At 69.8% G+C, this 26369-nt stretch carries 26 protein-coding genes and 3 pseudogenes; 20 read left to right on the top strand and 9 right to left on the bottom strand.

Translation table 11 applies throughout. The features are described 5' to 3' along the window. Positions 1-42: 42 nt before the first annotated feature. Together ACGFX9_RS18965 and ACGFX9_RS18970 are read left to right on the top strand one after the other, a co-directional pair. Entirely contained in the window at positions 43-168 is a 126-nt protein-coding gene (locus ACGFX9_RS18965; protein WP_393472819.1) for a hypothetical protein, read from the top strand. A 24-nt stretch (positions 169-192) separates the two neighbouring features. Next, positions 193-537 (top strand): annotated as a pseudogene (locus tag ACGFX9_RS18970) (Imm26 family immunity protein); the annotation flags it as partial. Between the two features lie 137 nt (positions 538-674). Here the strand turns inward: ACGFX9_RS18970 and ACGFX9_RS18975 are convergent. Then, positions 675-1577 (bottom strand): S1 family peptidase, encoded by a 903-nt coding sequence (locus tag ACGFX9_RS18975; RefSeq protein ID WP_393472822.1) that lies wholly within the window; start codon positions 1575-1577, stop codon positions 675-677. 462 nt (positions 1578-2039) lie between these two features. Between ACGFX9_RS18975 and ACGFX9_RS18980 the strand changes: the two genes are divergently transcribed. The 9 genes from ACGFX9_RS18980 (at position 2040) to ACGFX9_RS19020 (ending at position 8713) form a co-directional block, all read left to right on the top strand. Continuing rightward, positions 2040-2771: an RcpC/CpaB family pilus assembly protein gene (locus ACGFX9_RS18980; RefSeq protein ID WP_393472825.1), complete on the top strand. Its 732-nt coding sequence runs from the start codon at positions 2040-2042 to the stop codon at positions 2769-2771. Positions 2772-2788: 17 nt separating this feature from the next. Then, positions 2789-3679: a hypothetical protein gene (locus tag ACGFX9_RS18985; protein WP_393472828.1), complete on the top strand. Its 891-nt coding sequence runs from the start codon at positions 2789-2791 to the stop codon at positions 3677-3679. Further along, complete coding sequence (locus ACGFX9_RS18990; protein WP_393472830.1) at positions 3676-4986, top strand: CpaF family protein; 1311 nt, start codon at positions 3676-3678, stop codon at positions 4984-4986. The genes ACGFX9_RS18985 and ACGFX9_RS18990 overlap by 4 nt, the downstream gene beginning before the upstream one ends. 7 nt (positions 4987-4993) lie before the next feature. Then, positions 4994-6058: a type II secretion system F family protein gene (locus ACGFX9_RS18995; RefSeq protein WP_393472833.1), complete on the top strand. Its 1065-nt coding sequence runs from the start codon at positions 4994-4996 to the stop codon at positions 6056-6058. Next, on the top strand, positions 6055-6990 hold the full coding sequence (locus ACGFX9_RS19000; protein ID WP_393472836.1) for a type II secretion system F family protein: 936 nt from the start codon (positions 6055-6057) through the stop codon (positions 6988-6990). Before ACGFX9_RS18995 ends, ACGFX9_RS19000 begins: the two co-directional genes overlap by 4 nt. Positions 6991-7070: 80 nt before the next feature. Next, entirely contained in the window at positions 7071-7322 is a 252-nt protein-coding gene (locus ACGFX9_RS19005; RefSeq protein ID WP_393472839.1) for a hypothetical protein, read from the top strand. Between the two features lie 103 nt (positions 7323-7425). Then, complete coding sequence (locus ACGFX9_RS19010) at positions 7426-7806, top strand: TadE family protein (RefSeq protein ID WP_393472842.1); 381 nt, start codon at positions 7426-7428, stop codon at positions 7804-7806. After that, positions 7806-8252, top strand: coding sequence for a TadE/TadG family type IV pilus assembly protein (locus ACGFX9_RS19015; protein WP_393472845.1), 447 nt, complete (start codon positions 7806-7808; stop codon positions 8250-8252). The genes ACGFX9_RS19010 and ACGFX9_RS19015 overlap by 1 nt, the downstream gene beginning before the upstream one ends. Before the next feature lie 2 nt (positions 8253-8254). Beyond that, the gene (locus ACGFX9_RS19020) at positions 8255-8713 is read left to right on the top strand and encodes a pilus assembly protein TadG-related protein (RefSeq protein ID WP_393473954.1); all 459 of its coding nucleotides are present in this window, start codon (positions 8255-8257) and stop codon (positions 8711-8713) included. Positions 8714-8750: 37 nt separating this feature from the next. Here the strand turns inward: ACGFX9_RS19020 and ACGFX9_RS19025 are convergent, their stop codons facing one another. From ACGFX9_RS19025 to ACGFX9_RS19055, 7 genes and pseudogenes are all read right to left on the bottom strand, one after another. Further along, positions 8751-10619, bottom strand: coding sequence for a serine/threonine protein kinase (locus ACGFX9_RS19025; RefSeq protein WP_393472848.1), 1869 nt, complete (start codon positions 10617-10619; stop codon positions 8751-8753). Positions 10620-10712: 93 nt separating this feature from the next. Further along, the gene (locus ACGFX9_RS19030; protein ID WP_393472851.1) at positions 10713-11066 is read right to left on the bottom strand and encodes a hypothetical protein; all 354 of its coding nucleotides are present in this window, start codon (positions 11064-11066) and stop codon (positions 10713-10715) included. A gap of 36 nt (positions 11067-11102) precedes the next feature. Further along, entirely contained in the window at positions 11103-11645 is a 543-nt protein-coding gene (locus ACGFX9_RS19035) for a barstar family protein (protein ID WP_393472854.1), read from the bottom strand. Positions 11646-11655: 10 nt separating this feature from the next. Beyond that, positions 11656-11937 carry a ribonuclease domain-containing protein gene (locus ACGFX9_RS19040; RefSeq protein ID WP_393472857.1) on the bottom strand — a complete coding sequence of 94 codons (282 nt, stop codon included), beginning with the start codon at positions 11935-11937 and terminating at the stop codon, positions 11656-11658. Between the two features lie 199 nt (positions 11938-12136). After that, positions 12137-12349 (bottom strand): annotated as a pseudogene (locus ACGFX9_RS19045) (hypothetical protein); the annotation flags it as partial. A 64-nt stretch (positions 12350-12413) separates the two neighbouring features. Then, positions 12414-13502 (bottom strand): hypothetical protein, encoded by a 1089-nt coding sequence (locus ACGFX9_RS19050; protein ID WP_393472859.1) that lies wholly within the window; start codon positions 13500-13502, stop codon positions 12414-12416. Further along, positions 13499-14131, bottom strand: coding sequence for a hypothetical protein (locus tag ACGFX9_RS19055; protein ID WP_393472862.1), 633 nt, complete (start codon positions 14129-14131; stop codon positions 13499-13501). The genes ACGFX9_RS19050 and ACGFX9_RS19055 overlap by 4 nt, the downstream gene beginning before the upstream one ends. A gap of 467 nt (positions 14132-14598) precedes the next feature. Between ACGFX9_RS19055 and ACGFX9_RS19060 the strand changes: the two genes are divergently transcribed. The 7 genes and pseudogenes from ACGFX9_RS19060 (at position 14599) to ACGFX9_RS19090 (ending at position 23926) form a co-directional block, all read left to right on the top strand. After that, positions 14599-17595: a BTAD domain-containing putative transcriptional regulator gene (locus tag ACGFX9_RS19060; protein ID WP_393472864.1), complete on the top strand. Its 2997-nt coding sequence runs from the start codon at positions 14599-14601 to the stop codon at positions 17593-17595. Between the two features lie 98 nt (positions 17596-17693). Further along, positions 17694-18419 (top strand): prepilin peptidase, encoded by a 726-nt coding sequence (locus ACGFX9_RS19065; RefSeq protein ID WP_393472867.1) that lies wholly within the window; start codon positions 17694-17696, stop codon positions 18417-18419. Between the two features lie 71 nt (positions 18420-18490). Continuing rightward, the gene (gene mqnC, locus ACGFX9_RS19070) at positions 18491-19690 is read left to right on the top strand and encodes a cyclic dehypoxanthinyl futalosine synthase (RefSeq protein ID WP_393472870.1); all 1200 of its coding nucleotides are present in this window, start codon (positions 18491-18493) and stop codon (positions 19688-19690) included. 30 nt (positions 19691-19720) lie between these two features. Next, positions 19721-20320, top strand: a complete 600-nt coding sequence (locus ACGFX9_RS19075) for a hypothetical protein (protein ID WP_393472872.1) — start codon at positions 19721-19723, stop codon at positions 20318-20320. Positions 20321-20499: 179 nt separating this feature from the next. Further along, positions 20500-21192 carry a demethylmenaquinone methyltransferase gene (locus ACGFX9_RS19080; protein WP_393472875.1) on the top strand — a complete coding sequence of 231 codons (693 nt, stop codon included), beginning with the start codon at positions 20500-20502 and terminating at the stop codon, positions 21190-21192. Between the two features lie 196 nt (positions 21193-21388). Further along, positions 21389-21457 (top strand): annotated as a pseudogene (locus tag ACGFX9_RS19085) (zinc-ribbon domain-containing protein); the annotation flags it as partial. 333 nt (positions 21458-21790) lie between these two features. After that, entirely contained in the window at positions 21791-23926 is a 2136-nt protein-coding gene (locus tag ACGFX9_RS19090; RefSeq protein WP_393474038.1) for a hypothetical protein, read from the top strand. A gap of 48 nt (positions 23927-23974) precedes the next feature. On the opposite strand, the gene ACGFX9_RS19095 is transcribed toward ACGFX9_RS19090, so the two are convergent. After that, entirely contained in the window at positions 23975-24499 is a 525-nt protein-coding gene (locus ACGFX9_RS19095; protein ID WP_393472877.1) for a GNAT family N-acetyltransferase, read from the bottom strand. Between the two features lie 97 nt (positions 24500-24596). On the opposite strand from ACGFX9_RS19095, the gene ACGFX9_RS19100 reads away from it, so the two are divergent. Continuing rightward, positions 24597-25886: a geranylgeranyl reductase family protein gene (locus ACGFX9_RS19100; RefSeq protein ID WP_393472879.1), complete on the top strand. Its 1290-nt coding sequence runs from the start codon at positions 24597-24599 to the stop codon at positions 25884-25886. A gap of 119 nt (positions 25887-26005) precedes the next feature. Continuing rightward, entirely contained in the window at positions 26006-26332 is a 327-nt protein-coding gene (locus ACGFX9_RS19105) for a putative quinol monooxygenase (RefSeq protein WP_393472882.1), read from the top strand. Positions 26333-26369: the final 37 nt, after the last annotated feature.

The raw sequence follows: 26369 nt of genomic DNA on the forward strand, positions 1-26369 counted from the left end.
TGACGTCCCTGGCGTCATGAATGAACGAAAAGGATGTAGCCAGTGGCATTGAAGAAGATGAAGGGTCAGCGCAGGCAGCACGCGGCCGGCGACGTATTCGTGCTTCAACTGGAGGACGAGAGCTACCGTTTCGGACGAATCGTCAAGGTGGGGGAGAGCACCCCTTAAGCGCGTTTCCCCGGTGGTGTCCTCGCGTATATCTACGATGTTCCGTCGGCCGATCAAAATCCTGACCTGACTCAGCTCACGCCCGACCGGCTGCTCATGCCGCCCTTCTTCACCATGGGCTGGGTCTGGTCCAAGGGATATTTCCGAACGGTGACGCATGTGGAACTGACCGCGGAGGATCTCCTGAAGCAACACTGCTTCTATGACGCGTACTACAAGGACTACGTCGACGAGAACGATCGCCGTATCGCTGATCGTGCCGACCCTTGCGGGGTTTTCGCTCTCTCCAACTTCGAGTACTTCCAGCACGAAGTCGACGAGGCGCTTGCCGGTAACCCGGTTGTGGGGCGCCGCCGGGCGGAAAAGTAGAGGCCCCCTTTACTTGACCGGCGCGAAGCTGATGGGCACGGGAGCGGCATTGCCGATGTGGCGCTCGGGTTCCTGGGTGCCTGACGGCGGTGGTGCGTGCGCCACGGCTGCCGCGGAGTCCCGAGCGCCCTGAGGCATCAGCCCCGGTTCATCCCCCGCTGCACCCTCTTCCCCGCCGCGGACTCACCCAGCGTCTTCCACAGCTTCGACGAGCTCACCGACGTATACACACCCGGCGCACCCTGCGCCCCGCAGCCCTCCCCGTACGAGACGACGCCGATCTGGATCGGGGCCCTGCGGCCGGGGACCGTGCGGAAGATGGGGCCTCCGCTGTCGCCCTGGCAGGAGTCCTTCGTTTCCACGCCCGCGCAGAAGTTGACCTTTGCGTTGTACTCCCCATAACTCGTCCCGCATTCCGCGTGCGAGAGGATCGGGACCTTCACCTGGCGCAGGCGGTCCGGGGTGCTCGGGAGTTCCGCGTCCGTGTTTCCCCAGCCCGCGACCGTCGCCTTCTGGCCGGGGCGGATCAGGGCGTCCGTGCCCTGGGTGGGGAGGGCGATGGGGGAGATGCCCCTTACCGGCTTGCTGAGTTGGATGAACGCGACGTCGTACGCCTCCTGGCCCTTGAGGTAGCGCGGGTGCACGACCACGCCGCCCCTCGCCACGTTGCGTATCTGGCCCTGGCCGGACGCGGAGAGCACCGTGCGGCCCACCGCCACCTGGAGCTTCTTCGGCTTCACGGGCTTGCCCGCGTCGTCCACCAGGCAGTGTGCCGCCGTCATGATCGTGTCTGCCGTGACCAGGCTGCCGCCGCAGAACTGGCGGTCCAGCGGGCTGCCTGAGCCCTTGTCCATGACCGCGGCCATGAACGGGTAGGCGTCGTTGGAGACTTCGGTGCCGCCGATGATCGCGTGCGCGGCGGGTGTGCTGGTGGCCAGCATGGCGAGTGCAGCAGTGGAGACGCCGGCTGCCGCCATGGTCTTGCGTGCACGTGTCGCGGTGCGCGAGGAGGAAGGGGAGGGGGAGGAGGAAAGTCTCATGGGGGTTGAATTTCTCTTCCGTGTTGAGGGCGTGGCGGAGTGTGAGACGGGGGTGCGGGGATGGGGGTTCATCGGGGTGTAGGTGGAACCGCCCCCGCCCCGTGGAACCGCCCCCGCCCCTCCCCGCGTCATCCGTGCGGCTGATGGGGCAACTGGTGTTCCTCATCACCGCGCCCCGCGCCCACCCATTGCGCAAAGGGCAGTTATTCGCGTATGCACATCTCGAACCTCTCCCGCGATCCCGGAATGCGTGGGAACCATGGAGCGCGGATTGCGCGTGGATAACGATGAGGGGTGCGGGCCGCAGCAGCCTCAGCGCGCCTTGAGGGGCTTATGTGCTGCTGATACGGTGCGATGACTTGACACTGTGCCTGGGGCTGAATAGCCCGCCCGAGGCGGGCGAGAGAGTCGCGAGTGTCCTGAAAATGACCGAATCTTCTTGGGCGTGCGGGGAGCAGTTGCGTGAAGATCCAAGAGCGTACGGGGGCGGGCAACAACCGTGCCGCCACGCCGGTTCAGCCAGCGGTCGGTGAGCGCCTTCCCGCGCCGCCTCGCGAGCGCAAACCGGCACTCGCCGCCCTGGCCGTTCTGCTCATCCTCATCGGCGCGCTCGGCGCGACCGTCCTCGTGCTGCGCGCGGGGGACCGGATCGAGGTCGTGAAGGTGACGAGTGAGATCACGGCGGGCGAGTCGGTGAACGACAGCAACGTCACCTCCGTCATGGTCGCCGAGGACCCGAGCATCCACTACGTGAAGTGGGACCAGGTCGCGGGGCTGAAGAAGCTGAAGGCCACCAACACCATCCCCAAGGGTGCCGTCGCGGTCGGCGAGATGTTCTCCAGCAAGAGCGGCCTGCCCGCGGGCAAGTCCGCGGTCGGTGTCTCCCTCAAGGAGGGGCAGTACCCCGCGGGCGGCCTGAAGGCCGGCGACACCGTGGACGTCTTCCAGGTCGGTGACGGCGCCTCCGGCGCGAGCGACAAGGGGACCGGCGGTTCCGCAGGGTCGAGCGCGAGCGACAGCCCCATCGTCGCCGCCGCCCGCGTCAACTCCGTCGCGGACAAGAGCGACGCCACCGTGAGCACCGGCGCCCTCGGCGTCACGCTCCTGGTGGACAGCGCCGATGCCGCCGCCGTCACCCGGGCCGCGTCCGCCGGTGCCGTCTCGCTCGTCCAAGTGTCTCCCAACGGCAACTAGAGGCGAGTAGAAGAGACATGGCGCTCATTGCTCTCGCCGCCGACAAGGGTTCTCCCGGAGTCACCACCGCGGCCGTCGCGCTGGCAGCCGTCTGGCCGCGGCGCGTCCTCGTCGCGGAGACCGACCCCGCGGGCGGCGACCTCGTCTACCGCAGTGCCGCGGCGCACGGCGGACCGCTCAACCCCAACACCGGGATGCTCAGCATCGCGGCCACGGCCCGCCGTGGCCTCGTACCCGACCAACTCTGGGACCACACCCAGCCGTTGGCCGGTGGACTCGAGGTGCTCGTCGGGCTCGGCATCGCCGAGCAGGCCGCCGGGCTCGCCGGGCTCTGGCCGACCCTCGGGCGCGCCTTCTCGCAGCTCGCCGACTCCCCGCACGCGCCCGCCGACGTCATCGCCGACTGCGGCCGCGTCAGCGGGGACACTCCTGCCGTCGAGCTCTTCCCGCAGGCGGCCCTCGTGCTGCTCGTCTCGCGGACCGAGCCCGAGGCCATCGCCCGCGTGCGCGACCGTGCCGCCGCCCTCGCCGCCAAGCTGCACGGCGGATCCCGCGGGGCGGCCTCGCTCGCGACCCCGCTCATCGGCGTACTCCTGATCGCGGACCCCTCGACGTCCGCCAAGCTCGTCCACCAGGTCAACGACATGCTGGTCGCCGGGCAGACCGGCGCCCGCGTCGTCGGCACGCTCGCCGATGACCCGGCGGGCGCCGAGCAGTTGGCCGGGCGCAAGCGCGGCCGGCTCGACAAGTCGATGCTGATCCGCTCGGCCCGCAAGGTGACCGTCGACCTGTACCAGCAGTACGGCGCCGCCTGGGCCAACCCGAACGCGGGCCCGCACGGGACCGCCGGCCCGCACGGAACCGTCGGCACGCACGGAACCGCGGGCACGCACGGGGCGGGCCGATGAGCGCACCCGTCGATCACCAGCTCGTCAAGCGGTTCCGGCAGGACGCCGGTGACCGCATCGCCGAGCAGCGCCGTCTGGACCAGGTCTCCGGCGTCACCCCCATGTCGGGCGAGGACGAGCGGCAGTACGCCCGCGCCGTCATCGCCCAGATCCTGGAGGAGTACGCCCGGACAGAGATCAACGCCGGGCGCACCCCGCTGGACGCCGAGACCGAGGAGCAGTACGCGGCCGCCGTGCACGCGGCGCTCTTCGGCGTCGGACGGCTTCAGCCGCTGCTCGACGACCCCGAGGTCGAGAACATCGACATCAACGGGTGCGACCAGGTCTTCGTCGGATACGCCGACGGGCGCGAGGCCAAGGCCGATCCGGTCGCCGAGACCGACGAGGAGCTCGTCGAGCTCATCCAGATCCTCGGCGCCTACTCCGGCCTCTCGTCCCGCCCCTTCGACTCCGCCAACCCGCAGCTCGACCTCCGGCTCCCCGACGGCTCACGTCTGTCGGCCGTCATGGACGTCACGCGGCGCCCCGCGCTCTCCATCCGACGTGCCCGCATGGGCAAGGTCTTCATGTCGGACCTGGTGGGCAACGGCACGGTGACCCCCGAGGTCGCGCACTTCATGGCCTGCGCGGTGCGGGCCCGCAAGAACATCATGATCGCGGGCGCGACGAACGCCGGTAAGACGACGTTGCTTCGCGCCCTCGCCAACGAGATCCCGCCGCACGAGCGCCTGGTGACCGTCGAGCGGGCCCTGGAGCTCGGCCTCGACCAGTTCGCCGACCTGCACCCGAACGTCGTGGCGTTCGAGGAGCGGCTGCCCAACTCCGAGGGCCAGGGCACGATCTCGATGGCGGAACTCGTACGCCGATCGCTCCGCATGAACCCCTCCCGCGTCATCGTCGGTGAGGTACTCGGCGATGAGATCGTGACGATGCTGAACGCGATGTCGCAGGGCAACGACGGCTCGCTGTCCACGATCCACGCCAACAGTTCGAGTGAGGTCTTCAACCGCATCTCGACGTACGCCCTCCAGGCCACCGAGCGGCTGCCCATCGAGGCGAGCCAGATGCTCGTGGCCGGAGCCGTCAACTTCGTCGTCTTCATCCAGCGGCGCAACAACTACCAGACCGGCGGCAAGCTCCAGCGCATGGTGACCTCGGTCCGTGAGGTCAACGGCGTCGACGGCCGCGTCCTGTCCAGCGAGGTCTTCGCGGAGGCCGCGAACGGGCAGGTCGTCGCGCACGCGCCGATAGCCTGCATGGACGACCTGGCCCAGTTCGGCTACCGCCCCGCCGGGCAATGGGGGTGAGCACGACATGAACTCACTCGGCTCGATGGGCGGCCTTTTCTCGCTGCCCGTCCTGTACGCACTGGGCTGCGGCGTCGCGGTCGGCGGTGGCCTCGCGGTCCTCGCGATCGCGCTGCGCGGCCTGCCGGTGAAACCCGAGCACGAGAAGCAGCGGGCCAGCGAGCGGATGAGCGAACTCATCCGGTTCGCGGGCCGGCGGGGCTCGCTCGCGATCGGCGTAGGTCTTGTCGTCCTGCTGCTGACCCGCTGGGCGGTGGCGGGCATCGCGTCCGGCATCCTCGTCTTCTTCTGGGACAAGCTGTTCGGCGGCGCGGCCGAGGAGCGCGGCCAGATGCGCCGCGTCGAGGCGCTCGCCGCCTGGACGGAGTCCCTGCGCGACACCATCGCGGGCGCGGTCGGCCTCGAGCAGGCCATCCCCGCTTCGGCACGCGCGGCGGCTCCCGTGCTCCGCCCCCACCTGGACGCCCTGGTGGACCGGTTGCGTGCGCGTACGCCGCTTCCCGAGGCCCTTCAGGTCCTCGCCGACGAGATCGACGACGCGTCGGCCGACATCATCGTGGCGGCGCTGATCCTGAACGCGAAGCTGCGCGGCCCCGGCCTGCGCCAGGTCCTCGGCGCCCTCGCCAAGTCGGCCCGCGAAGAGGTCGACATGCGCCAGCGCGTGATGGCCCAGCGGGCGTCGACGCGGCGCTCGGTGCAGATCGTGGTCGCGGTGTCGATCGCGTTCGTCCTCGGCCTCTCCATCTTCAACCGCGACTTCGTCGAGCCCTACGGCACGGCGGTGGGCCAGCTCGTACTCGCCTGTGTCTGCGGCCTGTTCGCGCTCGGCTTCTGGTGGCTGCGCAAGCTCTCCACGGTGGAAACCCCCGACCGCTTCCTGGTCAGGGACGAGCCCGGGGTGCAGTTCGTGCGCCCCCGGGGGCCTGGCGCGGGTCTTGCGGGCGGGGGCGACCAGGCACCGCTGACGGGCCAGGGCGGCCCGTACGGGCAGCCGGGCTTTTCGAATCCTTCAAACCCATCGAACCCTTCGCATCCTTCGAATCCTTCGAATCCTGAGGGGGTACGTCGATGAGCCTGACGATGCCGATAGTGATCGGCGCGATCATGGGCCTGGGCATCTACGCCCTCGTACGTGCCCTGATGCCGTCCAAGCGGAGCGCGGTCGCCACGGTCGCGCGGATCGACGCGATGCGGGCGCGGGGGGCGGCGTACGAGTCGCACCGTTCGCCGTCCGGTGACGTCAAGAAGGTCTCCGGCCGCCTGGACTCGACGTCCGCCCGGGTGGGCGCGCGGGTCGCCGACTTCTATCTTCAGCAGGGCTGGGAACAGCGTTCCCTGCGGGCCGACTTGGCGGTGCTCGATCGCAGCTGGGAGAAGTTCCTGGCGACGAAGACGCTGCTCGCGGCCGCGGGAGTCTTCTTCGGGCCGTTCATGTTCGCCATCATCTGGACGCTGGGGGTCGGTCGCAGCCCGATCATTCCCGTATGGCTCGCGTTGATGTTCGGCGTCATCTTCTTCTTCCTTCCCGACCTCGAAGTGCGCCGGGACGCCGCCGACAAGCGGCGCGACCTGCGCCGCGTCATCGGCGCGTACCTGGACCTCGTTTCGATGAGCCTGGCGGGCGGACGAGGCCTCCCCGAAGCCTTGATGGCGGCGGCGGAGATCTCGGACGGGTGGGCGACGAAACGTATCCGAAACGCCCTGGCCGATGCCCGGATCACCGGTATCAGCCAGTGGCAGGCGCTCGGCACCCTCGGCGAGGAACTGGGCATCGAAGAGCTCAAGGACCTGTCGGCCTCGCTCGCCCTTGTGGCGGACGACGGCGCGAAGGTGCGCGAGTCGCTCGCCTCCCGCGCGGAGACGATGCGCCACCGCGAAATGGCCGAGATCGAGGGCAGCGCGGGCGAGAAGTCCCAGTCGATGCTCGTCGCCCAGCTTCTGCTGTGTGCGGGCTTCCTGGTCTTCCTCATCTTCCCCGCGGCGATGCGTGTGTTCCAGGTCTAGCGATCTTTGAGGCGACAAACGGGCCGGCCGAACGGGGGCGGCCCGACAACCTCCCCCCACTTCTGAGAGGACAACGCACCATGAACGGACGGAACTTCAACACCGGTAACCCGGCTGTGGACTTCCTGGTCACCTTCCTGAAGGGCCGCGTGCAGCGTGCCCGCTCCGGCGAGCTCGACCGCGGTGCGTCCGCGGTCGAGTGGGTCATCATCTCGGCGGTCGTCGTGGCGATCGTCGGCGTGGTCGCCGCCGTCATCAACGGTGCTCTGAAGGGCGGCGCGGAGGACGTCAAGAAGTGCATCGAGGGCGCCGACCAGGACGGCACCTGCTGATCAGCCGTTGACCGGGGAGCGAAGGCGGATACGAGTGCGCGGGTGTGTGAAGCGATGGGTACGCCGCAGGGTGGAGGCAGCCTCCGCCCGCGGTGAATCCGGCATGACCGCGATCGAGTTCGTGCTGCTCACTCCGGTCCTCTTCTTCATGATCTTCGCGACAGTGCAGTTCGCGCTGTACTTCTTCGCGGATCATGTCGCCCAGGCCGCGGCCCAGGCGGGAGCGCGCAAGGCCCGCGCGACGGCCGACGAGAACGCGGGATGGCGGGGCGACGCGCGTGACGTCGTCGACGACTACATCCAGCAACTCGGCCCCCAGTTGGTGCTGAACCCGGATGTGAAGACGCTCGAACCGAAGGCGAACACGGTCGGCGTGGAGATCACCGCGAAGGTGCCGTCCGTCTTTCCCGGCCTTGACATGACGGTGCGCGCACAGTCGTCCGGACCGGTGGAGCGGTTCGTCGAGGAGGGCGAGGGCGGCTGATGAGGAACGTATGGGTCCGTGCCCTTCTCCCGGGGGCGCCCGAGTCGGGCCGCTGTTCGGACCGTGGGCTCTCGACCATCGAGGTGGTCATCCTCGCGCCCGTGATGATCCTCTTCATCCTGGTTCTGGTGGCCTTCGGCCAGCTTGTCGACGGCCGGGGTGCCGTTGACGGCGCGGCGCGGGACGCCGCGCGTGCCGGTTCGATCCAGAAGGACCAGGGCACGGCGATGGCCGAGGCGAGGGCGGCGGCGGAGGCCGACCTCGAGGACGTATGCGTGGGCCCGGTCAGTGTCAGCCAGACGAGTGCCGGCTTCGTCTCCGGCACGTTCTTCACGGTCGAAGTGAGCTGTGAGGTAAGGGGTTTGGCCATGCTCGGCCTCGACTTGGAGACGACGCTGAAGGCTAGCTTCAGCTCTTCGCTGGACCCCTACCGGAGGTCGGCGTGAGCATCGCTCCTCGTGTACGCGCATGGGCCGCCGCTCGCCGCGAACGCCTTGACGACCGTGGCTCGGGCGCGGGCGCCGTCATCATCTTCGCCCTCGTCTTCCTCACGCTCTCGGCCTTCGTCATCGACGGCGGCCTGTCCATCTCCAAGCGGGAGCGGGCCGCGGACATCGCGGAGCAGGCCGCGCGCTACGCCGCGCAGGACCTCGACACCGAGGGCATCTACGAAGGCGCCAAGGGTGCGCCCATCAACTACGAGAACTGCGGCGCGCGAGCACAGCAGTACGCCCGCTCGGCAGGCATGCGCGGCGCGGACATCGCGGCGACGCACTGCGTGACGGCGAACGCGAACCAGGTCGAGGTCGAGGTCCAGATGACCTACAGCCCGGTGTTCACCGGGATGTTCTACGGCGGCGATGTGACGGTGCGGGGACGCGCGGTCGCGGAGAACGCGGTCGGCTGAGCCCGCTGAGTCGGCTGACCGCGCTCCCCATGCGGCTTCACTCGGGCTTCCACTGGGTGGCCGTCATCACGTACGTCCGGAGATTGTCGTTCTCCGGCTCCTCGTTGACCTTGGTGATCCACAGATGCGTCACGGCGCCTTCGCCCGACTCGATGCAGATGCCGGTGTCCTTCTTGACCAGCGCGTCGTTTCTGATCTTGCTCAGAGGGATGGGGTTGGGCAGGTCAGCCCCGCGCGCCGCCGTCCGGCACGCGCTGGGAGTGGGACGCTCTTCGGTGATCGTGCCGAAGCCGCCGCTCTTGTCGGCGAGGCGGATGCCGTTGCGGCTCAGGGGTTCCGCGCAGTCCGTGTACGTGAGGTACGGCCCGGCGCTCGACAGGGACTCCTTGTTCGTCTCGACCTCCAGGTCGTTGACCTCGAGCGTGGTGACGTCGGAGGGCCGACACATCGAATCGAGCCCTACGTCCTTGGAGTTCGGGTAGAACTTGGGCGCCCGCAGGGTCAGCGGCTTGTTCTGCGCGCTGACCTGCCACCCCGGCTCGGTCTTGGGCCCGGCAGGAGCCTTGTCGGCCCCGGAGTCCGTCTCACTGCCGCCGGGCTTCCCGTCCACCTTCGAGCCCTGCGACCCCCCGCCCGCCGAACTGCCGCTCGCGCTACTGCCCTTGTCGCCCTCACCCATCAACTTGTACGCGGCCACGGACCCGCCCCCGACGGCGAGGACGCCCACAGTGGCGACCACCGGAAGCACCCAAGGCCGGCGCCGTTTGGCGGGCTGGGGCTGGGGCTGATGGTGCGGAGTCTGTGCGGGCCGCGTCGGTGCGGCGGAGGCGAAGGCCTGGCCGGGGGTCTGCGCGGGCTGGGTGGGAACGGCCGCGGCGTACGCGGCGCCGGGGGAGTGCGCGGGCTGCGTAGGGACAGGTGGGGCGGCGGGGGTTCCGTACGCGGCAGGTGCTCCGAACACCCCGGGCACGCCGGACGAGGCGGCTGGGGCGGGCGCCCCCGGGGCCTGCAACCGCATCGTCTGTTCCTGCTCCTGCCGCGCGATCTGCTGTGCGACGGCAGGCGGCAGCCACCAGCCCTCCTGGCGGGCGAGCCCCGACGTCCCCGCGAGCGAAGCGCACGCCTCGACGAGCTGGGCCGGGGTCGGCCTGGCTGACGGCTCCTTGGCGAGGCAGGCGGCGATGAGGCCGCGCAACTGTTCGGGGCAGGTGGAGAGGTCGGGCTCGTTGGAGACGATGCGATAGAGCAGCGCGTGCGAGGAGCCGTCCCCGAAAGGGTGCCGACGGGTCGCGGCGAAGTACGCCACGAGGCCGAGCGCGAAGATGTCGAGAGCCGGAGTGACTTCACCGCCCATGGCCTGCTCGGGGGCCATGTAGGCGGGGGTGCCGAGACGTACGTCCGTGCCGGTCAGCGCGGTGGTGTCGGCGGCGCGGGCGATGCCGAAGTCGATGACGCGGGGGCCGTCGGCCGCCAGCAGGACGTTGGAGGGCTTGAGGTCGCGGTGGATGACGCCGGCGGTGTGAATCGTCTGCAGGGCCTCGGCGATGCCGGCGATGAGCTGCAGGACGGTCGGCACGGGGAGCACGCCGTGCTCGTACACGGCGGAGGAGAGGGCGGGCCCGGGGACGTAACTCACGGCGAGCCAGGGCTCGGGGCCCTCGGTGAAGCTGTCCAGGACGGGGGCGGTGTAGGGCCCCTGGACGCGGCGGGCGGCGGTCACTTCCTGGGTGAAGCGCTGCCGGAACTCGGGGTCCTGCGCGTACTCCCGGCGTACGACCTTCAGGGCCACCGGCTGACCGCCGCGCGTGTGCGACAGATAGACCACGCCCATACCCCCCTCGCCCAGGCGGGCGCGCAGTCGGTATCCGGCTATCTCGCGGGCGTCATCCGGCGCCAGCTCGTCCATGGTGGGTCCTCCCCGAATAGATGGGAGCCATGGTACGGAAGGGGGTTGTGGGGGAGGGGAGGCGCGGGGCGGGCACGCGAGAGCCCGCCCGGATCAGTCCTTGCCGCCGCCGTCCTTGCCCTTGCTGCCCTTCCCGCCCTTGTCCTTCACGCCCTCGGAGACATCCTTGGCGAGCTTGTCGTCCAGCTTCTTGAACTCGCGGACGACGGCGTCGGACATGTCGGCCAGCGCGGTCAGCTGCTGGGTGATGTCCTCGCGGCCGTCCTCCCAGTTGGACTCGAAGTCCTCCAGCGCGTCGTACACGCCGCCGTCGCCGATGTCGTCCTTGTAGGACTCGAAGGTCTTCTTGGTGCGGTTCATCCGGTCCTTGACGGACCGCAACCGGCTTCCGTAGTCCTCGAGATCGCTCAGTGGAAGCGCGAGGTCGCTCTTTCCCTTACCGCCCACGGCTGTGCCCCCCTCGGGTCATTCGGTCCTGCGGAATCAGTGCCATTCGTCGGGATCAAGCTGGGCCGCCACGAATCCCTCCCCTTCCGTGACGACCAGGTCGGGCTGCCGTACTTTGCCTGCGATTCTCTCCTGGTCGAACGCGTCGAACTCGAAGATGAAATGCTCGGCGACCGCGGGGCGGTCCAAGGGGAATCCGTCGAGGTCCACCGCCGAATTCGTCCGGTCCGCACCCTGACAGAGGACCGAAACGAAAAGGGGGAAGTGTTCCGCTTCGAGCAGCGGGTCCGCTCCGTGAATGACACCCGCGATGCCGACGCGACCGGTGACGGCGCCGCACAGGTCGTCCAGGCAGTCCACCAAGGCGTCCCAGTTCCTGCCGTAATAGCCGGGGAACTGAAGGGCCTGCGCGAACGCGTGGTGGATGCCCTGCTCGGTCATCAGGTCGGACGCGTGGAAGCGGTGGACCTGGCCGCCCTTCGCCTGCAGGGCGGACAGTTGCCGTTGGACCTCGGCCGTCCCCCGGGGGGCGAAGACGACCCAGGGAGCCGAGGTTCCGGTGACATCGAAACCAGTCATTGTCTCTGCATCATCCCGTGAATTCGCCGACATAGTAGAACGTTCCGTAGTGGTCGGGGGTGTAATACGCAGGGCCGGGTCCGTCCTTCGGGGTCAGGAGTCGCTCAGGCCCCCTGATCCCGTCTCCACAGCCCGGCGCACTGCAACGCGGCAGGTCTACTTTCGCGTTGACGTCCCACTCCTTGTACTTACCCCCGGGCAGTTGGGATTTGTTGTTACCCCAGTTCTGGTTTCCATGGTAGCCCTCGACCTTTCCGATGCCGCCGGTCCTGCCGTTGACCTGGTTCAGCATGTCCGAGGCACGCTGCGGCGCGGGGCCGGGCAGGAGTCCGGCACCGTCAGGGCTGCCGGTGTCTCCGCCGTGCTTGTGGCACAAAGGCGCGAGGCCCAGGGGGTCGGACCATGTGTGGGGGTTGTGGACGTAGGCGACGGGGTTCGGCGCGGGGAGCAGGCCGAGGGGGGCGGCGCTCGTGTAGCGGGCCGTCTCGGGGTCGGAGCTTCTTCAGCTTGCCGGGCGCGGACTCGAATTCCGAGGTGAAGGACTCCGCCGTCTTACCCGCCCAGGTGAGGATCGCGTCCTCGCCTGCCATGCCCTTGATATCGCGGAGGACCTTGGAGACGTCGTCGGTGAAGTCGTGCAGATTCTTGGCGAGGTTCCGAACCCGGCCCGGATCACCGGGGGTTGGGTCCTTGTCGAAGTCCAGGACATGCCAATCCGCTGGACGATTGCCCCCCCATGCCGCTCCCCCGTTTTGCTCGTGTCGTCGTCTAGCGGTTGATCGACTGGATCTCCTGGACGTCCATGTCCTGGGTGGTTTCGAAGGTGCCGTTCGGGAGTTGGTGTACGCCGTCGTTGTCCGAGCCCTCCCAGGAGATCTCCCACGTGACGGACGCCTTCAATTTGTACGGCTCTCCGTTCGTTGCCCGGAGGTAGTTGATGCCGCACGGCGGGTCCTGCTTCGACTTGCCCTTGGTGTAGGGCGTGCCGATGCTGCCGTCGTCGTTGATCTTGCATTCGCCGGATGCGGGGAAGGTCTCCGCGTCGGCGGTGCCGGGCTCCAGGTGGAGGCTCTTCGGCGTCGCCGTGGTCTCCGCCCAGAGCGGGGTGTTCGGCAGCTCTGCGCGGACCTTGACGTCCTTGAACGTGCCCTTGTCCAGCCAGGCCCACGTGGGCAGGTTCACCGTCGACTTGGCGGCCGGCTTCAGCTCGACCTCGGTGTCCGGGACCTTGACCTTGTCGTAGGCGTACTCGGCGAGCATCTTCGGGGTCGGGGCGTGCGGGTCGTCCGGGATCTGTCCGGCGTCCACCCAGAACATGAGGCGGCCGCAGTCCCACGACTTGGGGTCGCTTTCATCGGGCGCGACACCGCGCCAGAAGCGGCCCATCTCGCCTTCGTTGTAGTCCTTGTAGCCCTCGGCGGAGCTGTTCGAAGCCTCGTGGAGGTCGAAGTTGTCGGCCGGCTTGCCGTCCCGGTAGTGGTCGGTCCAGAGCTCCTTGCCGAACCACTGCTCGTGGATGCCGACGTCGCCGCCGCCGTCCTTGTCCACGAAGTCCTTCAGCTCCTTGGACGTGAACGCGGGCTCGTACCAGCAGGCCGGTGGCTTCCAGTTCGGGTCGATCGGGGCGAGGTTGCCCTTCTTGCCCCCACCCTTCCCGCCCTTGGGGTACGAGAGCTGGATCGAGGAGGTGCCCGCCGACAGCTCATTGCCGCTGACGTTGCCGCTGGGCTTCTCGGAGGATGGTGGCTGGGTCGTGTTGTCCCCGGGCCCGGCCGCGTACGCGAAGGTCCCGGACCACAGCACGGCCGTCACCGAGAGAGCGGCGGCCCAGCCAAAAGTGTGTCGTGGGGATGTCATCGTCGGCACTCCTTCACCCGGCCTTCGACCTCGATCTGCAGCACCTTCCAGATCTTCTGCTCACCCTTGGGCTGCTTCATGAGGAGGCGGAACTCCTGGTAGTCATCAAGGCTCGGCTTCGTGTACCTGATCTTCTCGGTGTCCACGTTCTTGCCGTAGAACTTGCTCTGGTCCCGGCACATGGTGACGAGCACGCCTGCCGTGCCGACCTTGTCGGTCTTGGCCCGGTAGTAGCTGTCCGTCCCGGTCGCGGTCCATTTGTCGTCCACCCAGGACTTGATCTGCTCCCGCGCATAACGGGCGGCGTTGCCGAGCCCATAGAACTGGTACGCCGGGTCCTCGGGGTCCTGGGCGGTGATGCCGTGGTTGAGGGCGCGGATGTAGTTCTCGGCGTTCTCCTGGGCCGCCGCGTCGCGCGGGTCGGACGGTTTCGACGAGCCGAACTCGACCTTCAGGTCCTTCGGCAGGGCGAGGTCAGGGGTGCCACCGTTGGCCGACGCAGAAGGGGACGGCTTGCTCGACCCCTGTCCCGCTCCCTCGATCTTGTCCGAGGAGTCATCGCTCCCGCCGCTCCCGCAAGCGGTCAACAGCAAGGTCGCGCTCGCCACCAGAGTGGCAACGATGGGCATAGTGCGACGGGCCACGATTGCAGTCCCCCAGAGTTCGGCATGTGTGCGGGCGGGAAAGTGTGTGCAGGCGAGAATGAAGCTGAACGACGCTACCAGCCGTGTGTTACCGGCACTGGTGGGCCTTGTGAAGGTTCTCGCCTCCCGTGGGATGACGGAAGCGAACACTCCTCAAGTGCTACGCGCGCGCAGCGAATCCGTGCCGGAACTGTGACGCCGGGTGGTGAATGCCCGGCCCGCGCGGTCTTTCGCGGGCCGATACATGACAGCCACGGGGGCCAGGACGGCAGGGGGAGTCGGTCCTTTGGTGCAACTCCCACCCAATCGGGCACCCCTGAACCCACAGCCCCTGTATGACCTCCAGCCGCTTCCGTACCATCACCTCAGTACGCTCAGCTCGCTCAGCACACAGACCGCTGATCCCCTGAATTCCCATCCGCTCCCTCTCAGAGGACACCAGGACACCCGCCATGGCGCGCACCACTTCAAGTTCGACAGGCGGCTCGTCGGCTCCGCGTAATCGGACGCCGCAGCCCCTGCCCCGGCGTCGTCGTACGTTCGGGGACTTCGTCAAGGCGTTCTTCGCCTTTGTCGCGTTGGTCGCGCTGGTCGTCGGCGTGCCTGGAGCCCTCGCGTACGCCGTGGGGTGGCCGCTTCCCGGTGGGGCGCCCTCGCTGGGGTGGTTGCAGCAGGAGATCACCGTCGGGACGTTCATCAACGTACTGACCGTCGTGGTCTGGCTCGCCTGGGCCCAGTTCACCGCCTGCGTGCTCGTCGAGGTCAAGGCCGCGCTCTCCGGCGTCGGGATGCCGAACCGGATTCCCGGTGCCGGCGGCAGCCAGCTCCTCGCCCGCCAGCTCGTCGCCGCCCTGCTCCTTGTCGGCGCCACCGCCGCCAGCTTCGCCCCGGGGCTCTCGCAGTTCGGGCAGTCCCTCGAGGGGAACCAGAGGCCCGCGTCCGCCGCCTCCGCCCAGCAGACCCCCGGCGGTCTCTTCGGGCAGGAACAGGCCGGCAGCACCGCCAGTGCCATCGCAGAGCAGGCCGAGCAGGCCGCCGCGCACGCCGATGGCAGCGCCAAGGACGGGGACACGAAGTACTACCGGATCCAGCCGCCCGAAGGCCGTCACCACGACTCCATGTGGGAGATCGCCGAGCGGCACCTGGGAGACGGGCGCCGGTACAAGGAGATCTACCAGCTCAACAAGGACCGCGAGCAGCCCGACGGATCCAAGCTCTCCGAGGCCAGCCTCATCCGGCCCGGCTGGATCATGGAAATGCCCGCGGACGCGCACGGCGGCGAGCTCGTCGAGATGCCCGACGAGGCGCCCAAGGTCTCGCAGGACGTGAAGGAACAGATCTCCGACTACGCCAAGTCCGGCGACCACCGGCAAGGCGGCGGCGCCCAGGAGCAGGGCGGCGGTCAGCAGGGCGGTGGGCACCAGGGCGACCGCGACACCGCGCACATCACCATTCCCGAGCAGCGGCCCAGCGACACGGGTAAGGGGGAGGGGCAGCAGGAAGCCCCCGCCGCCAGTCAGGCCGGCCAGTCCCAGGAGTCCTCCTTCGGGCTGCCCGAAGCACTCCTCGGCGCGCCCCTCCTCGCCGCCGGGCTGCTCCTCGCACTCGGCCGCCGGCGCCGCCACGCGCTGTGGCAGTCCGCCATGGGTGCCGTCGGCGGGCGCCGCGGCATGGAGCCGCCCACGCCGACCGGGGACGCCGCCGATGTGCAGGACGCGCTGCTCGTGGGCGCCGACCCCGAAGGCGTACGCCTGCTCGACCTGTCCCTGAGGGGGCTCGCGGCGTCCCTCGCCGACGAGTCCCGCGCACTGCCCACCGTGTACGCGGCCTGGCTCAGCAACGGCGATCTGCACCTCCAGCTCGCCCAGCCCGCCGGACGCCCGCCCGCGCCTTGGCAGTTGGGGCAGGACCAGACGTTCTGGATGCTGGCACGCACCGATGCCGAGCGGTACGAGGATGTCGACACCGCGGCGCCCTACCCCGGCCTCGTCAGCCTGGGCACCCTCGACGACTCGCGGCTGCTCCTCAACCTCGAAGCCGTGCCGGGTGTCGTGTCGCTGAGCGGCACCGAGGCCGACCGTGCCGCCGTCTTCGCGTCCGTCGCCGCCGAGCTCGCCACCAACGGCTGGTCGGACCGCATGACCATCACCCTCGTCGGCTTCGGGCAGGACCTGACGCCGCTCGCGCCCAACCGCCTTCGCCACCTCGACGACATCGAGGCGCTGATCGAGACGATGGAGGCCGAGACGCGCCAGCGGCGCGGCGCCCTGGGTGCCGCCGGGCACGACTCGGTCCTCACCGGGCGTACGGGCCCCGCTCAGCACACCCGCTGGGCGCCGCACCTCGTGCTGCTCGCCGCCGAGCCCACCGGGGACGACGCCGTCAAGCTCGCCGAACTGGCCGCCGACGCGAGCCGGTTGGGCATCGGCTACCTCGTCGGCACCGAGTCCGGGGACCTGCCGGGCGCCGCCTGGGAGATGGAGATCACCCGCGAGGGCAAGCTGCTCGCCCCGCTCCTCGGCCTGGAACTTGAGGCCCAGTCGCTGCCGGAGGCCCAGCAGCGGGCCGTGGTGGAGCTGTTCACCGACGCCGATCCGGGGGAGGACGGCACGGGTTCGTCCGCGGGCTCCGGCCGCGCGGCCACCGCTCCGCCGTTCCTCGTCGACGTCACCGAACAGGGGCGACCCGCGGTGTACGCCCGCCTCGTCGGCACGTACGAGATCATCGGCCTCGACACGCCGGACGGCGAGCGCAGCCCGCTGATGCACGAGGCGCTTGCCCTGCTCCTGCTGCACCGCGAGGGGGTGCACCCGCGGGTGCTGGCCTCCGCGCTGTGGCCGCGCGGGGTCACCGAGGACGTACGGGACGCGCTCGTCGAGCGGCTTCGGGAGTGGCTCGGCACCGAGCCCGACGGAACGCCCCGGCTGCGGGCCGACCGCAGCGGGCGGCTCACGCTCGCCAAGTCCGTCGTCTCCGACCTGGACGTGCTGCGGTCGCTGTACCACGAGGCCACGCAGGGACGCGGGGCCAACAGCCGTGCCGTGCGCGGGCGGATGCTCACCGACGCGCTGGTGCTCGTACGGGGGCCGCTGCTCGCGGACCGTCCGCGGGGGCGCTACGCCTGGCTCACCCACGAGATCATCGACGCGCAGCTTCCGCTGCTGGTCGCCGACATCGGGCTCGCCCTCTCCGAGTTCCACCTGGAGAAGGGGCGCGCGGAGAAGGCCATCGAGGCGCTGAACGCCGCGCTGAACTCCTCGCCGGGGGACGAGCGGCTCTGGAACGAGCTGCTCAGGGCCACGCATGCGGTGGGCGACCCTGCGCGGCTCCAGCAGGTCGCCGCAGATCTTGTTGCCCGGAGCGGGGCCCGGGGTGTGCCGCCCCGGACCGAGGCCTTGCTGGACGAGCTGCTTCCTGCCTGGCGCAGTGGGCTTTCCGCGGTGGGGTAGTTCCCTTCCCTGCGGGTGGGGGGCGTTTTCTAGGCCGCCGCTTCGCGGCGGATCTCTCCCACCCACCCACCCGTTTCTCCGCGTCTAGAGGGTGAACGTTGGACCCCTTGGTGTATCTCGTCGTCGGCGCCGCCCTCTGGGGCGCCCTCGCCGGGCTTCTCGTGCCCCGTGCCGCCTACCGGCTGTCCGTTGCGCCCGAGGAGGCCTGGCGCGGCGACTGCCCCGAAGGGCATCCCCTCGGCGGCTGGGTCGGGCTTGCGCGGTGTCCGCGGGGTGACCGCTTCGGGCCACGCCCGGTGAGCGTCGCCCTCGCCACCGCCCTCGTCGGCGCCGCCCTCGCCGCGGCGACAGGGCCTAGGCCCGAGCTGGCCGTCTGGATGCTGCTCGCCCCCTTCGGCGTACTGCTCGCCATCGTGGACTTCGGCGTGCACCGGCTGCCCGACGTACTGACCCTGCCGCTGGCCGGAGCCGCCCTGGTACTCCTCGGGGGCGCCTCGCTGCTGCCGGAGGAGGGCGGGTCCTTGCCGCACGCGCTGTACGGGGGGCTCGCGCTCGGCGGCGCGTACTTCGTGCTCTTCCTCATCAGCCCGAACGGCATGGGCTTCGGTGACGTGAAGCTTGCGCTCAGCCTGGGGGCCGTCCTCGGCTGGTACGGCTGGGGCGTGCTGCTCCTCGGCACCTTCGCGGGGTTCCTGCTGGCCGCCCTGTACGGGACGGGGCTCGTCATCGCCCGCCGCGCCGGACGCAAGACGGCGATCCCGTTCGGGCCTTTCCTGATCGGCGGCGCGTTCGTGGGACTGCTCATCGGGGCGTACGCCGCCTGACGTCGGGCGGCCGGAAGGGCTGGCGTACGCTGAATCAGTCCGTCCAGAACCCTTACGAAAGGGACGCCCCGGTGACCGAGAAGGCCGAACTTCAGTCCGTCCTCGACCGTGCCGCCGCAGGTGGGCGGATCAGCGAAGAAGAGGCGCTCGACCTCTACCGCGATGCCCCGCTGCACGCGCTCGGCGCCGCCGCCGACGCCGTACGCCGCCGCCGGTACGCCGGGACCGAGCACATCGCGACGTACATCATCGAGCGGAACATCAACTACACCAACGTGTGTGTGACCGCCTGCAAGTTCTGCGCCTTCTACGCCGCCCCGAAGGACACCAAGAAGGGCTGGACGCGCGACCTCGACGACATCCTGCGCCGCTGCGCCGAGACCGTCGAGCTCGGTGGCACGCAGGTCATGTTCCAGGGCGGGCACCACCCGGACTTCGGCGTCGAGTACTACGAAGAGCACTTCTCCGCGATCAAGAAGGCCTACCCGCAGCTGGTCATCCACTCCCTCGGTGCCTCCGAGGTCGAGCACATGGCCCGCATCTCGAAGGTCTCCGCCGAAGAGGCGATCCAGCGGATCCACGCCGCCGGGCTCGACTCCTTCGCAGGCGCCGGCGCCGAGCTGCTCCCGGCCCGCCCCCGCAAGGCCATCGCCCCGCTCAAGGAGAGCGGTGAGCGCTGGCTGGAGATCATGGAGATCGCCCACAACCTCGGTGTCGAGTCGACGTCCACCATGCTCATGGGCACGGGCGAGACCAACGCCGAGCGCATCGAGCACCTGCGGATGATCCGCGACGTACAGGACCGGACCGGCGGCTTCCGGGCCTTCATCCCGTACACCTACCAGCCTGAGAACAACCACCTCAAGGGGCGGACCCAGGCCACGATCTTCGAGTACATCCGCATGATCGCGATCTCGCGGATCTTCCTCGACAACGTCGCCCACATCCAGGGATCCTGGCTGACCACCGGCAAGGAGGCCGGCCAGCTGACCCTGCACTACGGCGCGGACGACCTCGGCTCGGTGATGCTGGAGGAGAACGTCGTCTCCTCCGCGGGCGCCAAGCACCGCAACAACCTGCGCGACATGATCGACATGATCCGCACCGCGGACCGCGTCCCGGCCCAGCGCGCCACGACGTACGAGCACCTCGTCGTGCACGACGACCCGGCGAACGACCCGACCGACGACCGCGTCGCCTCGCACATCTCGTCCACGGCGATCGAGGGCGGCACGGCCCACCCGGAGCTGAAGCTCCTCGCCACCAACTGAGTCATTACTTAGCCACCAACTGAGGCTGTCTTGCGCACACTTCACGTCGCCGAGGGCACACCGGAGGCGGCGGTCCTGGTCGACGGGGCGAGCGTCGCCGCCGTCGGCCCGTACGAGGACCTCGCCGCCGCGGACCCCGCCGCGCGCGTCAGGCGCTGGCCCGGCATCCTCACGCCGGGCCTGCTCAATCCGTACGGTCCCGAGCTCCTCGAAGCCACCTACCACCCCGACCCGCGCGAGGCCGACTGGCTCGGCACCGAGCCCATCGGCGGGGAGCGCGCTCAGGCGCTCTTCCGGGCCAAGCCCGCCCGCCTCGGGGGCAGCGCCCGACGGGGAGTGCAGCGGCTCTTCGCGCACGGCACGGTGGCCGTCGCGGGCGAACTGAACTCCCGTCCCGTCCTCGACACCGTCCGCAGGTCGGGCCTCGCGATCGGCCACCGCCCACCGAGCCTGCCGGGCCCTCCGTCCCTGTCGCCGACCCCACTCGTACTCCTGCCGCCGCTGACCGAGGGCGCCGCGGCCCGCTTCGCGATCTTCGACGTGGCGGACCGCGCGGAGCTGGTGGAGCGGGGCCCGGGGACGTGTGTGGCGACGGTGGTGGCCGGACGACTGGTGTACAGGGCCCGCTAGGGCCCCGGTAAGGGGCGCGGGGAACTGCGCGAGCAACCAAGAACCAACCCGCACCCGCCAAGAGCCCGTGGACGGCAGACGCTCCCGCGAGGAAGTAAGCCCGCCGCAGGCGAAGAAGCCCGCTGCAGGCAAGCGAGGCCGCCGCCAGAAGAGAAGACCGGCCTGACACAATGGGCCGGGTGACCCGCGCCTCTCTGGACAAGCAGCCGCACGAAGTCGCTTCGATGTTCGACGACGTAGCGGAACGGTACGACCTCACGAACGACGTCCTGTCGCTCGGCCAGGCCCGGCTGTGGCGCAAGGCGGTCGCGCAGGCCGTCGACGCGCGGCCCGCGCAGAAGGTGCTCGACCTGGCCGCCGGGACCGCGACCTCCTCGCAGCCGTTCGCGCAGGCCGGCGCCTATGTCGTGCCCTGTGACTTCTCCATCGGAATGCTGCGGGTCGGCAAGACGCGCCACCCGTGGATGCCGTTCACGGCCGGGGACGCGACGAAGCTGCCGTTCAAGGACGACACGTTCGACGCCGTGACGATCTCCTTCGGGCTGCGGAACGTGCAGGAGACGGACCAGGCGCTGCGCGAGATGTACCGCGTGACGAAGCCGGGCGGCCGGGTCGTCATCTGCGAGTTCTCGCACGCGACGTGGGCGCCGTTCCGCACGGTCTACGAGGAGTACCTGATGCGCGCCCTGCCGCCGGTCGCGCGCGCCGTCTCCTCCAACCCCGACGCGTACGTCTATCTCGCCGAGTCCATCCGCTCCTGGCCGGACCAGCCGACGCTGGCCTCGCTGATGCAGGACGCGGGCTGGTCGAAGGTGGCGTGGCGGAACCTGACGGGCGGCGTCGTGGCGCTGCACCGGGGCTTCAAGGCCTGAGCGTCGCGGGGCACTTGAAGCGGAACGGTGCCGACGCCCTTGAGGTGAACCCCGTCGCGGGGAACCGGCCAGGGGGCAAGATGTGTCCGTTGATACGACTCTGTCTGCGGGGCTGTGCCGATTTCCCCTCGGCGCTGCGAGCTCGGCCGGCGCGAGTCGCTCTGCACGGTCATCTCCCCAATGACGGAGCGTTCCCATGGCGTCGAACTGCCCGCACTGCGGGGCATCCACCCCGGATGAGGCCCGCTTCTGCATGAAGTGCGGGCGGGAGCGTCCGCGTGACACGACGGTGAACGCGGGGCCGGAGGTACTGCCTCCGGCAGAGGCGCCGCCCGAAGCACCTCCGGCGGCTGAAACACCTCCGGCGCCTGAACCTCTGGCCCCGGAGCCCCAGGCCCCGGAGCTCCAGGCCCCCGAGCCCCCGGCATCCGCCCCCGCCGGGCCCGGTTACACAGCGATCTCTCTCCCCGCGCCTCCGCCTCCGCCCCCGCCCGCATACGTTCCGGGCGCGCCCTCGACGCCTTCGCCCCTCGGGGCCTTCTTCGGGAGGGCGCTACGGGGGGACTGGGCCGGAGCCGCCCAAGCTGCCCTGTGGCCCGTGGGGTTGGTGCTGATCGGCGCTGTCGCTCTGGCCATGCCTTCCTACGGGCAGGGTGCGGACAGCGGTGACGTCGCCGTCGGGTTCATCGACCGGCTGCGGGTCGCTCTCGCCATGCTGCTCCAGGCCGTGGGTGGCGGCTTCGAGGTGTCGGGCGGCGGGCGGCAGCAGTCGCCCGTCTTCGGGGACAGCGGCTCCAGCGCGGACGTCGCCTTCGACGGCAGCGTCATGGTCCACCTCGTTCCGCTCACCGTCACCGCCCTGTGGATCGGGGCGCTCTTCATCGGCGTACGCATCCTTCGCCATCGTGTTCTCGTACGCGGTGGAGGCAACGGCAGCGGCACGGCGGGGCTCGAAGCGGCCGTGCGCGTCAGTCTGTTGGTGACTGTGGGCGTCCTCGTGCTCAGTCTCTTCGCGCAGCCCGAGATCGAGGGCGTCCAGCTCTCCTCCTCGCCGGTGTTCGCCACGCTCGGTGCGCTCGTGCTCGGACTCGCCGTCTCCTGCGGGGTGCTCCACCGCTATGACCTTGCCTACTGGCTGTCCCAACGCCCGGTCTGGCAAGGGGCGTTCCGCGCCGGCGGCACCGCACTGCGTGCGCTCGCGATCGTGCTGGTCCTCTGCTCCGTCGTCGCGTTCATCAGCCTCGCCCAGATCGACGACCTCGCCGATCTCACCAACCGCCAAGACGACGACGTGTCCCCGCTGCTCATCGCCCTGCTCGTGCTGCCGAACCTCGGCATCGCCGCCCTCGGCCTCGGCTGGGGAGCGCCGCTCGAAGCGTCGGTGGAGGGCAGCGGTTCGGGCTACGGCGGCGGTTACGAGAGCGAGTCCTTCGGGCTCTCCGAGCTGGGCGACGTCACCAACTCCTGGGCGATCGCGGCGGCGTTGGCCCTCGGGCTGGTCTGCGCGCTGACCCTCGGCATCCTCGCCGCACGCCGTTGCGCGCACCGGGGCGAACAACTGCTGGCCGCCGGTGTCTTCTTCGGCCTCTTCTTGCTCGTCGCCGGGTTCGGCGGGATCGGCGTCGATGCGACCGGAAGCGCCTCGGCGGAGCTCGGCGGCAGCGGAGGCAGCGGAGGCAGCGGTTCGGGCAACGGCAGTTTCCAGGCGGGCGTGAGCGTGCCGGACGCGCTGCTGTTCGGGCTGCTGTGGATTTCCGTCGCCGCGTTCGTCGCGCCGTATCTGCTGCGGATGGCCGGGCAGCGGACGGGGGCCGTCGCGGGACCGGTGCAGCCGCCGATGCCAAGCGGCTCCGCGGGTGGGGCGGGCGGAGCTGTCGGGCCGGTGGTGACCGGGTCACCAGGGGTGGGAATCGGCGCTCCGGCGCCGCAAGTCTCGTATGACCTGCCCTCGTACGACCAACCCACCTACGACCAGCCCACTCGCGACCAGTACGCCTACCCCGCCCACAGCTTCGGCCCCGCCCCCAAGCCCCGGCGCACCGCCCTCTGGGTCGGCACCCTCGCCGCCGCCTTCCTCATCGGCAGCGGCATCGCGGCCGGCGTCCTGCTCTGGCAGGACAACGGTGACGGCAAGGCCGACAAGGCGGGCGGCAAGGACGACAAGCCCGCCATCAGCCGGACCGATGACCCCACCCGCTCGCCTACGCCGTCCCCCACGTTCACCCCCACGCAAGAGCCGAGCGAGAGCCCCGAGACCGTGGACGACGGGCCTCAACTGCCTGCGGGCTCCCACTTGGTGTCCGATGTACGCGGCTTCGAGTTCGCCGTGCCCGGCGGCTGGGCCCGGCAGGGCGAGGAGCGGCCGGGGCAGGTCAAGTATGCGGGGTCGACGGGCGGGGAGGCGTTCCTCGTCGGCGTCGTGCCGAACGCCACGTACACCTCGTACGAGAACTTCACGACGATCGAGAAGGACGCCAAGAAGGACCCGGACAAGACGGACTACCAGCGGATCCGCCTGGAGCCGAACACCTTCCAGGGCCGCGGCGGCGCCATCTGGGAGTACACCTACACCGACACGGCGGGCCGGGAGATCCACGCGCTCGACCAGAGTTACGTCGCGGACAACGGCACCGAGTACGCCATCCAGCTCTCCTGGCGCGCGGACTTCTGGTCGGCGGGTGAGGGCGAGAAGATCCACCAGACCGCGCTCGATCACTGGCGCCTCAACGGCTGAGGCGGCACCCGGCGGGACACCCCCGCCGGGCCCCGGTGGGCGCCCCCGCTACAGCGCGAGCCCGAAGCGGTGCGCCTCCCGCTCCGTCCCCGGAATCGGCAGGGTCTCCGCCAGCTCCATGCCGAGCCGCCGCGTCACCGCCACGGACCGTTCGTTGCGGGTGTCGACCATCGCCACGACGTTCGCCACGCCCGCCGCCCGTACGCGCTCCAGGGTCGCCCGGGCGGCGGCGGTCGCGTACCCCTTGCCCCAGGCGGACCTGGAGAGCCGCCAGCCGATCTCGATCTCGCCCTTGGGGCCCCATTCGTGCGGCCAGGGCTGCGCGCCGGTGAAGCCGATCGGCTCGCCGTCCGCGTCGAGCAACGTCCAGAAGCAGAAGCCACGTTCGGCGTCGTGTCTGCGCTGCCGGGCCGTCATCTCCTCGTACACGGACAGCTCGGCCGACGTGCCGCCGTGGAACTCCATGACCTCCGGGTCGTCGAAGAGCCGGTGCCAGACGAAGGTGTCCTCGTGCGTCGGAACGCGCAGTTGTACGGCGGGCAGGGGCGTGGTCGGCAGTGCCTGCTTTGTCACGGGTGGCCCTTCGGCTGGTGGATCAGTACCGCTGCATAGACTGCCCGTATCCCGTGCCCGCCGGCACACAGATTTCGAGCCTTGGGGAGAACCTGCCGTGACCGAGCCCCAGCCTCTCACCGAACACACCGCTGATGTGATCGTCGTCGGGGCCGGGCCAGCCGGTTCGACGACCGCCTACTACCTGGCGAAGGCCGGACTCGACGTACTCCTCCTGGAGAAGACCGCGTTCCCAAGGGAAAAGGTCTGCGGGGACGGTCTGACGCCGCGCGCCACCAAGCAGCTCGTGTCCATGGGGATCGACATCTCCGAGGAGGCGGGCTGGCTGCGGAACAAGGGCCTGCGCATCATCGGGGGCGGTGTACGGCTCCAGCTCGATTGGCCGGAACTCGCCGCCTACCCCAACTACGGCCTGGTCCGTAAGCGCGACGACTTCGACGAGACGCTCGCGCGGCAGGCCCAGAAGGCGGGCGCGCGGCTCCACGAGCGCTGCAACGTCGGCGCCCCGATCATCGACGACCGCACGGGCCGCATCACCGGCGTGCACGCCAAGATGGGCGAGGAGAAGACCCCGGTCACCTTCCACGCGCCGCTGGTGGTCGCCGCCGACGGCAACTCGACGCGGCTCTCCCTCGCGATGGGTCTGCACCGCCGCGACGACCGCCCGATGGGCGTCGCCGTCCGGACGTACTTCACCTCACCGCGCCACGACGACGACTACCTGGAGTCCTGGCTGGAGCTGTGGGACCGGCGCGGCGCCGAGGACCGGCTGCTTCCCGGCTACGGCTGGATCTTCGGCATGGGCGACGGCACCTCGAACGTCGGGCTCGGCATCCTCGACTCCTCCGCCGCGTTCAAGGAGCTCGACTGGCGCGAGGTCCTGAAGGCATGGTGCGCCTCGATGCCGGAGGACTGGGGCTACACCCCGGACAACATGACGATGCCGATCCGCGGCGCGGCCCTGCCGATGGCCTTCAACCGCCAGCCGCACTACACCAAGGGCCTGCTCCTGGTCGGCGACGCGGGCGGCATGGTGAACCCCTTCAACGGCGAGGGCATCGCGTACGCCATGGAGTCCGGCCAGATCGCGGCCGACGTCATCGTCCAGGCGCACGCGCGCGCCACCCCCGGACAGCGCGAACTGGCGCTGCAGAACTACCCGAAGACCCTCAAGGACACCTACGGCGGCTACTACACGCTGGGCCGCGCCTTCGTGAAGCTCATCGGCAACCCGAAGGTCATGAAGATCGCCACGCAGCGCGGCCTGACGCACCCGATGCTGATGCGCTTCACACTGAAGATGCTGGCCAACCTGACCGACCCGACGGGCGGCGACGCCATGGACCGCATCATCAATGGGCTGAGCAAGGTGGCCCCGAAGGCGTGAGGCGGAAGGCGTGAGGCGGAAGGTATGAGGCGGAAGGTATGAGGCGGAAGGCATGAGGCGGAAGGCGTGAGCGTCTGTCCGATTTGCCCTTACCCCGTGGGTGGTACGAGGCTGGTCGGATGATTTTCATCGCCGTCAAGTTCACCGTCCGCCCCGAGTACGCCGACACCTGGCTGGAGCGGACCGCCGAGTTCACCCGGGCCACGCGCGCGGAGGAGGGCAACCTCTTCTACGACTGGTCCCGCAGCGTGGACGACCCCAACCAGTTCGTCCTCCTGGAGGGCTTTGCCTCGCAGGAGGCGGGCGCCGCGCACGTCGGCTCCGACCACTTCAAGGCCGCCATGGAGTCGATGTCCGAGTTGATCGCCTCGACCCCGGAAATCATCCACACGGAGATTCCGGGCAGCAGCTGGTCCGAGATGGGTGAGCTCTCGCCGAAGGGCTGAGGCCTGCGGGCCGCTGGACGCACGGAAGGGCCGGGAA

Source organism: Streptomyces sp. NPDC048436 (genome assembly GCF_043200355.1).
Taxonomy (GTDB): Bacteria; Actinomycetota; Actinomycetes; order Streptomycetales; family Streptomycetaceae; genus Streptomyces.

Coding starts and splice junctions, on each gene's coding strand:
- ACGFX9_RS18975 (WP_393472822.1), bottom strand. CDS start 1,577: ATGAGACTTTCCTCCTCCCCCTCCCCTTCCTCCTCGCGCACCGCGACA.
- ACGFX9_RS18985 (WP_393472828.1), top strand. CDS start 2,789: ATGGCGCTCATTGCTCTCGCCGCCGACAAGGGTTCTCCCGGAGTCACC.
- ACGFX9_RS18990 (WP_393472830.1), top strand. CDS start 3,676: ATGAGCGCACCCGTCGATCACCAGCTCGTCAAGCGGTTCCGGCAGGAC.
- ACGFX9_RS18995 (WP_393472833.1), top strand. CDS start 4,994: ATGAACTCACTCGGCTCGATGGGCGGCCTTTTCTCGCTGCCCGTCCTG.
- ACGFX9_RS19000 (WP_393472836.1), top strand. CDS start 6,055: ATGAGCCTGACGATGCCGATAGTGATCGGCGCGATCATGGGCCTGGGC.
- ACGFX9_RS19005 (WP_393472839.1), top strand. CDS start 7,071: ATGAACGGACGGAACTTCAACACCGGTAACCCGGCTGTGGACTTCCTG.
- ACGFX9_RS19010 (WP_393472842.1), top strand. CDS start 7,426: ATGACCGCGATCGAGTTCGTGCTGCTCACTCCGGTCCTCTTCTTCATG.
- ACGFX9_RS19015 (WP_393472845.1), top strand. CDS start 7,806: ATGAGGAACGTATGGGTCCGTGCCCTTCTCCCGGGGGCGCCCGAGTCG.
- ACGFX9_RS19025 (WP_393472848.1), bottom strand. CDS start 10,619: ATGGACGAGCTGGCGCCGGATGACGCCCGCGAGATAGCCGGATACCGA.
- ACGFX9_RS19035 (WP_393472854.1), bottom strand. CDS start 11,645: ATGACTGGTTTCGATGTCACCGGAACCTCGGCTCCCTGGGTCGTCTTC.
- ACGFX9_RS19040 (WP_393472857.1), bottom strand. CDS start 11,937: ATGCTGAACCAGGTCAACGGCAGGACCGGCGGCATCGGAAAGGTCGAG.
- ACGFX9_RS19050 (WP_393472859.1), bottom strand. CDS start 13,502: ATGACATCCCCACGACACACTTTTGGCTGGGCCGCCGCTCTCTCGGTG.
- ACGFX9_RS19055 (WP_393472862.1), bottom strand. CDS start 14,131: ATGCCCATCGTTGCCACTCTGGTGGCGAGCGCGACCTTGCTGTTGACC.
- ACGFX9_RS19060 (WP_393472864.1), top strand. CDS start 14,599: ATGGCGCGCACCACTTCAAGTTCGACAGGCGGCTCGTCGGCTCCGCGT.
- ACGFX9_RS19105 (WP_393472882.1), top strand. CDS start 26,006: ATGATTTTCATCGCCGTCAAGTTCACCGTCCGCCCCGAGTACGCCGAC.